Source organism: Sandarakinorhabdus rubra, from assembly GCF_010994245.1.
GTDB lineage: Bacteria > Pseudomonadota > Alphaproteobacteria > Sphingomonadales > Sphingomonadaceae > Sandarakinorhabdus > Sandarakinorhabdus rubra.
Genome location: NZ_WMHO01000148.1, coordinates 1 through 6,837 on the forward strand (window position 1 = coordinate 1; position 6,837 = coordinate 6,837).

At 67.0% G+C, this 6,837-nt stretch carries 4 protein-coding genes and 1 tRNA gene; 4 read left to right on the forward strand and 1 reads right to left on the reverse strand.

Annotated features, from left to right (window positions below; all coding sequences use genetic code 11):
- Positions 1-467: 467 nt before the first annotated feature.
- The 3 genes from GJV64_RS09865 (at position 468) to cysC (ending at position 6,034) form a co-directional block, all read left to right on the forward strand.
- Positions 468-3,179, forward strand: a complete 2,712-nt coding sequence (locus GJV64_RS09865; protein WP_164157072.1) for a TonB-dependent receptor — start codon at positions 468-470, stop codon at positions 3,177-3,179.
- Between the two features lie 132 nt (positions 3,180-3,311).
- On the forward strand, positions 3,312-4,205 hold the full coding sequence (gene cysD / locus GJV64_RS09870; RefSeq protein WP_164157073.1) for a sulfate adenylyltransferase subunit CysD: 894 nt from the start codon (positions 3,312-3,314) through the stop codon (positions 4,203-4,205).
- Positions 4,205-6,034 carry an adenylyl-sulfate kinase gene (gene cysC, locus GJV64_RS09875; RefSeq protein ID WP_164157074.1) on the forward strand — a complete coding sequence of 610 codons (1,830 nt, stop codon included), beginning with the start codon at positions 4,205-4,207 and terminating at the stop codon, positions 6,032-6,034. Before cysD ends, cysC begins: the two co-directional genes overlap by 1 nt.
- 74 nt (positions 6,035-6,108) lie before the next feature.
- On the opposite strand, the gene GJV64_RS09880 is transcribed toward cysC, so the two are convergent.
- A tRNA-Arg gene (locus GJV64_RS09880) sits at positions 6,109-6,185 on the reverse strand.
- Positions 6,186-6,259: 74 nt separating this feature from the next.
- Between GJV64_RS09880 and GJV64_RS09885 the strand changes: the two genes are divergently transcribed.
- Positions 6,260-6,802 (forward strand): hypothetical protein, encoded by a 543-nt coding sequence (locus tag GJV64_RS09885; RefSeq protein ID WP_164157075.1) that lies wholly within the window; start codon positions 6,260-6,262, stop codon positions 6,800-6,802.
- Positions 6,803-6,837: the final 35 nt, after the last annotated feature.

A 6,837-nucleotide genomic window follows, 5' to 3' on the forward strand; every position in this document is an offset into this window, starting at 1 on the left:
CCGGCCAGCAGTTCGGCCTGCGGCAGGCCAGGCGCGGCGCGGAGCACGGCTTCGGCCTCGCGCAGCGCCAGTTCCGGCCGGCTGTCGAGCAGGCTGGCGGCGCGCGCCAGCATGGCGCTGGCATCCCGGCCACTGCCGGACCCTGGCTTGCTGGCCGCTGTCATCTCTGTTTCCCGCTCCTGCACCGGCACTGTTGCCGCAAAGTCTCACTGGTCCGGTGATGCGACGAAAGGTGGCAGAATGTCCATTGCATATCCGGCGCGATGCAACATGCTTGTCATATTGCCGAACCGCGTGTGGCGTCTTGCGGTCAGGCAATATGGTGCTGCGGGGCAGATGCCGTTCAGGCACGCCGCCAGCCGGTCCTGATGCCGGGGAGGCCGGGCACAGGGTCGTGTGGTGCACGTCGATGCGCTGCAACCTGGGGGAGGGTCTCGGGGACTGTTTTTTTGGGGGACCACGGACACATGATCACGCGCACCCGCCGCCGCTCGCTCCTGCTCAGGACGCTGGGCGTCACCACCATCCTGGCTGGCCTCGCGTCGCCGGCCTTTGCCGAAGACGCTGCTGCAGAGGATCAGGACACCACAGCTGCCGCCGAAGAGCCCGGCCTGGGCGAGATCATCGTCACCGCCACCCGCACGGCCGTCAGCATCCAGAAGGTGCCGATCTCCATGCAGGCGCTCGATGCCAGCGCGCTGGAGAGCCGGCAGGTCAAGGGCCTCACCGATTTTGCCGTGCTGCTGCCGTCGATCTCCTTCGCCGGCCTTGGCCCGGGCCGTACCGAGGTCTATTTCCGCGGCATCGTGCCGGCCGGCGGCGCCTATCCGGCCACCGGCTATTATCTCGACGACATCTCGATCAACGTGAACGGCCTGCCCGATGTCCACATCTATGACATCGAGCGTATCGAGGCGCTGTCCGGCCCGCAGGGCACGCTGTTCGGCGCCGGCTCGCTGGCCGGCACCATCCGTGTGATCACCAACAAGCCCAAGCTGGGCGAGTTCTCCGGCGGCGTTGACCTTGAAGGCAACAAGTTCGGCAAGGGCGAATGGGGCGGTCAGGCGCAGGGGTTCCTCAACATTCCGGTGGGCGAACGCCTCGCCATTCGCGCCATGGCCTATTACCGCCACGAAGGCGGCTATGTGGACAATGTGCCCAACAACGGCCTCTTCAACGACGGTACACCGTCGGTGCTGAACCTGGGCGACAACAACCCGGCCACCAGCATCACGCTCAACAACAGCCGTTTCGTGCAGGACAATTATAACAGCATCGACGAAGTCGGTGGCCGCCTGTCGCTGCTGTGGGAACCGGCCGACGGCTGGACGATCAACCCGATGATCACCGCCCAGCGCCAGCTGTCGCGCGGCTATTTCGGGTTCGATCCCAAGGTTGGCGATCTCCAGGTCCATGACTTTGACCTGACCCGGCAGAACGACCGCTGGTATCAGGCGCAGATGGCCATCAACGGTCATATCGGGGACTTCGAGCTGGTCAGCGCCACCGGCTATTTCCGCCGCAACATCAAGCTGCTGAACGACTATACCTATTATACGGTCGCCTATGACAGCTTCGGCCCCGGCTATGAGAGCTATCTGCAGTTTTTCGACAAGGCGGGCTGCAGCGGCACCGGGCCGAACCTGACCTGCAACACGCTGCTTAACCCGTATCAATATTACAGCGGCAACCGCAACGAGAAGATCTTCACCCAGGAAGTTCGCCTGAAGACCCCGTCGAGCTGGCCGTTCGACGTGACGATCGGCGGCTTCTATCAATATCAGAAGGTCGAGATCAACGACGACTACGCCACCCGCGGGCTGGCTGACATCCAGGGCTTCACCCAGGCTGGCGGCGGTGACGTGGCCGGCGGGCTGCTCGGCGTGCCAGCCCTGTACGAGATCGCGTTCGATGATGATGGCGTGCCCTTCTTCGACACCGAATCGATCATCAATCCGAACGGCAATCCGCTGGGCACCATGATCCTGGGCTCGCCGGCGGTGAAGCGCGAGGCCTTCTACCTGACCGAGCAGGATCGCGTCACGCGCGACTATGCGATCTTCGCCGAAGGCCATTACAACATCACGCCCGACATCAAGCTGACCGGCGGTATCCGCTATTTCTGGACGGAGCTGGACGTGGTCGGGTTCGGTGGGGTGGCCGGTTCGGCCCGCAACGTGCGCACCACCTTCGTGCCCACCGGGCCCGGCGGCTGCCCGGTGCCGATTCCGGCCGAACGCCTCCAGTGCCTGAACACCAACTTCACCCGGCCTGACCAGAAACTCCTCTATCGGGAGCAGGGCGTGACCTACAAGATCGCCGCCGACTGGCAGGTGGCGCCTGGCAAGATGATCTATGCCAACTACTCCACCGGTTTCCGCCCCGGCGGCCAGGGCCGTCCGCTGCGCATCGGCGGGCAGGTCTATGCGGTGGCACCGTTCCGCTCTGAAGACCTGATCAACTACGAGATCGGCTTCAAGACGACGTGGAACAACATCTTCCGCTTCAACGCCGCCATCTACCTCGAGAAGTGGAAAGACCTGCAGTATGGCGTGGTCGTGGCCGGGGCCCAGGGCGCCGGGATCACCGGCAACGCCGGCAATGCCGAAGTGCGCGGCATCGAGTTCGATGCAGACCTCAGGTTGGGCAAGTTCACCATCTCGACCACGGGGTCCTATAACGACGGCAAGCTGAAGGGCAATTTCTGCAACTTCCGCCGCAACGATGCCAATCTGACCATCGAGCAGGCACCCACCTGCGTGCTTGGCCAGAACTTCCCCGGCAACCCGCCCACCCCGCAGGTGGCGGCGGCCGATGGCACCCGCCTGCCGCGCCAGCCCAAGTTCAAGGGCACCACCTCGGTGCGCTATGACACGCAGATCGGCGAGTTCGACACCTTCGTCCAAGGGTCTGCGCTGTACCAGACGGGTGCCACGCAGGACCTGAACGTCGACCTCAACAACCTGCTCGGCAACACGCCCGGCTTCGTTTCGTTCGATTTCGTGGCCGGCGTGAAGAAGGACAAGTGGACCTTCGACGTCTTCATTCAGAACGCCTTCGACCGGCGCGGCGAACTCACCCGCAACACCTTCTGCTCGATCGCTATCTGCTCGGGCTCGACGCGGACGTTCACCATCCGACCGCAGTTCTTCGGCATGCGGACCGGCTATCGCTTCTAACGGCGACGGCCAGTCCTGAACTTCATCAGGCCGGGCGTGGTGCCATCCACGCCCGGCCTTTTGCTGCCGACAGCGCTCTCCCCGCACATTTTCCCCCTTGCCGCTGGCGCACGCCGGCCTGAAACAGCCGCCATGGCGCTTGCCCACCTCGATGCCCTCGAAGCCGAGGCCATTCACCTGATGCGCGAGGTGGTGGCAGAATGCCGCCGCCCGGTGATGCTGTGGTCGGTGGGCAAGGATTCGGCGGTGATGCTGCACCTGGCCTTGAAGGCCTTCCACCCGGCGCCGCCGCCGTTTCCCTTCCTGCATGTCGCCTCCGGCTGGGATTTTGCCGATCTCATCGCCCACCGTGATGCCACCGTGGCCGCCCATGGCCTCGACCTCATCATCGCCAGCGCCCCCCCTGAGGAGCGGGCGGCGATCACGCCGTTCACCGCCAGCTCCGATGTCTATGCCGAAACGCTGCTCACCAATCCCCTGAAGGCGGCGCTGGCCGAACATGGCTTTGACGCGGCGTTCGGCGGTGGCCGCCGCGACGAGGAGCGCGCCCGCGCCAAGGAGCGCATGGTCTCGCTGCGGTCGGCCAGCCAGCACTGGGACCCGAAGGACCAGCGCCCGGAACTGTGGAACCTCTACAATCTCAAATGCGGCCCCGGCGAGAGTTGCCGCGTCTTCCCGCTCTCCAACTGGACGGAATTGGACGTGTGGCACTACATCGCCCGCGAGGGGATTTCGATCGTGCCGCTCTACAAGGCCGCCCTGCGCCCCACCGTGGAACGCGGCGGCCGGCTGATCGTGGTGGATGATGACCGGATGCCTCCCGGCGAGGCGCCCCGCCTGCGCATGGTGCGTTTCCGCACGCTGGGCTGCTGGCCGCTCACCGGTGCGTTTCCCAGCGAAGCGGCCGACATCGAGGCGATCATCGCCGAAATGGCCGCGGCCACCACGTCGGAGCGGGCCGGACGCCTCATCGACGATGGCGCCGCGGCCAGCATGGAAGCCAAGAAGCGGGCGGGCTATTTCTGATGCAGCGCTCGCTCCTGCGTTTCATCACCTGCGGCAGTGTCGATGATGGCAAGTCCACCCTCATCGGCCGGCTGCTGCACGACAGCGGCAGTGTCGCCGCAGACCAGCTCGCCCTGCTGAAGGCCGAGGCAGCGCGCACCGGCAGCGCGCCCGACCTGTCGCTGCTGGTCGACGGGCTGGCCGCCGAGCGCGAGCAGGGCATCACCATCGATGTCGCCTGGCGCTTCTTCGGCACGGCCTCGCGCAGCTTCATCGTCGCGGATTGCCCGGGCCACGAACAATATACGCGCAACATGGTCACCGGCGCTTCCACCGCCGATCTGGCCGTGCTGCTGGTCGATGCCAGCGTCGGCCTGAAGGAACAGACGCGCCGCCATGCCACGCTGTGCCGGCTGCTCGGCATCCGCACCATGATCCTGGCCGTCAACAAGATGGACCTCGTGGGCCACGCCGAAGCGCCGTTCCGTGCCATCGCCGCGGCCTTTGCCGATCTCGCTGCCAGCCTCGACATCGATGATGTCAGCGCCGTGCCAGTGTCGGGCCTCAGCGGCGCCAATGTCACGGAGCCGTCGCCGCTGATGCCCTGGTTTGAGGGCCCCAGCCTGCTCGCCCTGCTGGAAACCGCCGAGCCGCGCGGCAGCGAGCTCGGGCCTTCGTTGCGGCTGCCGGTGCAGGCCGTGCAGCGGCTGCCCGATGGCACGCGTGCGCTCATGGGCAGCATCGTGGCCGGCACTGTGCGGCCCGGCGACGCGGTGCGCCTGCTGCCCTCGGGCAAGACCAGCCGTATCGCCCGCATCCTTGGATCGGCTGGCGACCGGCCGTCGGCCCGGGCCGGCGAGGCAGTGACCGTCACGCTGGCCGACACGCTGGACTGTTCGCGCGGCGACGTGGTGGCCAGCACCGATGCCGCGCCGGAGATTGCCGACCAGTTCGAGGCCACGATCGTCTGGATGGACGAGGCGGCGCTGAAGGTAGGCCGCGGCTATTGGCTGAAGCTGGCGACTCAGACGGTGACCGCCACGCTGCGCCCGCCCAAGCATGTGCTGAACGTCAACACCGGTGAGAAACTGGCGGCGCGCACGTTGGCCTTGAACGACATCGGCGTGGCCGAACTGGCAACCGACCGCCCGCTGGTCTTCGAGCCCTATGCGCAGAGCCGCACGCTGGGTGGCTTCGTGCTGATCGACAAGCTCAGCCGGCGCACGGTGGCGGCCGGGATGATCCATTTCGCGCTGCGCCGCGCCCGCAACATTGCCTGGCAGGCGCTGGAGGTGACGCGCGAGGCCCGCGCTTCGCTCAAGCAGCAGCGCCCCGCCGTGCTGTGGTTCACCGGGGTGTCGGGATCGGGCAAATCGACCATCGCCAACCTGGTGGAAAAGAAGCTGCTGGCGTTGGGCCAGCACAGTTACCTGCTGGATGGCGACAACATCCGTCACGGGCTGAACCGCGATCTGGGCTTCACCGAGGCTGACCGCATCGAGAATATCCGCAGGGTGGGCGAGGTGGCCAAACTGATGGCGGACGCCGGGCTGATCGTGATCGCCGCGCTGATCAGCCCGTTTGCGGCCGACCGGGCGATGGTGCGGGCGCTGCTGCCGCCCGGCGACTTCATCGAGGTGTTCATCGACACGCCGCTGGCCGAGGCCGAACGCCGCGATCCCAAGGGCCTCTATGCACGGGCGCGCGCCGGCGCGATCCGCAACTTCACCGGCATCGACAGCCCCTACGAGCCGCCGCTGAACCCTGAAATCCACATCATCACGACAGAAGAGTCCGCCGAGGCGGCCGCGACGCGCATCGTGGATTATCTGCTGGCACGCGGCCGGTAACGGCGCGCCCTGTCGAACCTTGTTCGAGCAAGAGGTCCGGCCGCTGGGCACAGTGGTCGTTGGAAATGGGAAGTTGGCGCGCCCGGAACGATTCGAACGTCCGACCCTCAGATTCGTAGTCTGATGCTCTATCCAGCTGAGCTACGGGCGCGCACCTTGAAGGCCGGCCTGATAGCTTCGCATCGGGGCCATTGCAACCACTTCCTTGCCGCTCTAGGCGAGGCAATGATGCGCGCGCTGCTGTGCCTTGTCCTAATTGCCCCGGCGCTGGCGGCGTGCGGTGGGCGTGGTGGCACGTGGCCCAGCCTCGCACCGCGGCCCGGCGAGATTTCGCCGATGGTGCCGCGCAATGCCGGCGGTGGCCGCTGTGCCGAGGCGCCCTGCGCGCCGCCAATGGCGCAGACTGGGGCCGCGCCCCTTGCCGCTGCGGCGCCCGACATGCCGCCGCCCACCCCGCCGTTGACGCCGGCAGCGGCCGAGGCCGAACTGACCGCGATCGAGGCGATCATCGCCAGCGCCGAAACGGCCGCCGGCCCGGCCAGGCAGGCGCGCGATGCAGCCCGCCTGGCCGCTGCCGGTGCCGCGGTGGAATCGGCCGCAGCTTCCCGCCTGGACCTTGCTGATGCAGCACTGGCCGCCGTGCTGGCGCCGCTGGCTGGCGCGGCCTTCCGGCTGGAAGCGCTGACCCCGGATGATCTGGCAGATCCGGCGCTGGCCGCGCGCCGCGCAGCGCTGGCCGCGCGGCTGGCGGCGCTGGCCGATCAGTAAAGCCCCACCGCCTGGCGCACCGCTGCGGCGACCAG

Bases quoted from the DNA above. Each gene is read 5' to 3' on its own strand.
- GJV64_RS09865 (WP_164157072.1), top strand. From the start codon at position 468: ATGATCACGCGCACCCGCCGCCGCTCGCTCCTGCTCAGGACGCTGGGC.
- cysC (WP_164157074.1), top strand. From the start codon at position 4,205: ATGCAGCGCTCGCTCCTGCGTTTCATCACCTGCGGCAGTGTCGATGAT.
- GJV64_RS09885 (WP_164157075.1), top strand. From the start codon at position 6,260: ATGATGCGCGCGCTGCTGTGCCTTGTCCTAATTGCCCCGGCGCTGGCG.
- cysD (WP_164157073.1), top strand. From the start codon at position 3,312: ATGGCGCTTGCCCACCTCGATGCCCTCGAAGCCGAGGCCATTCACCTG.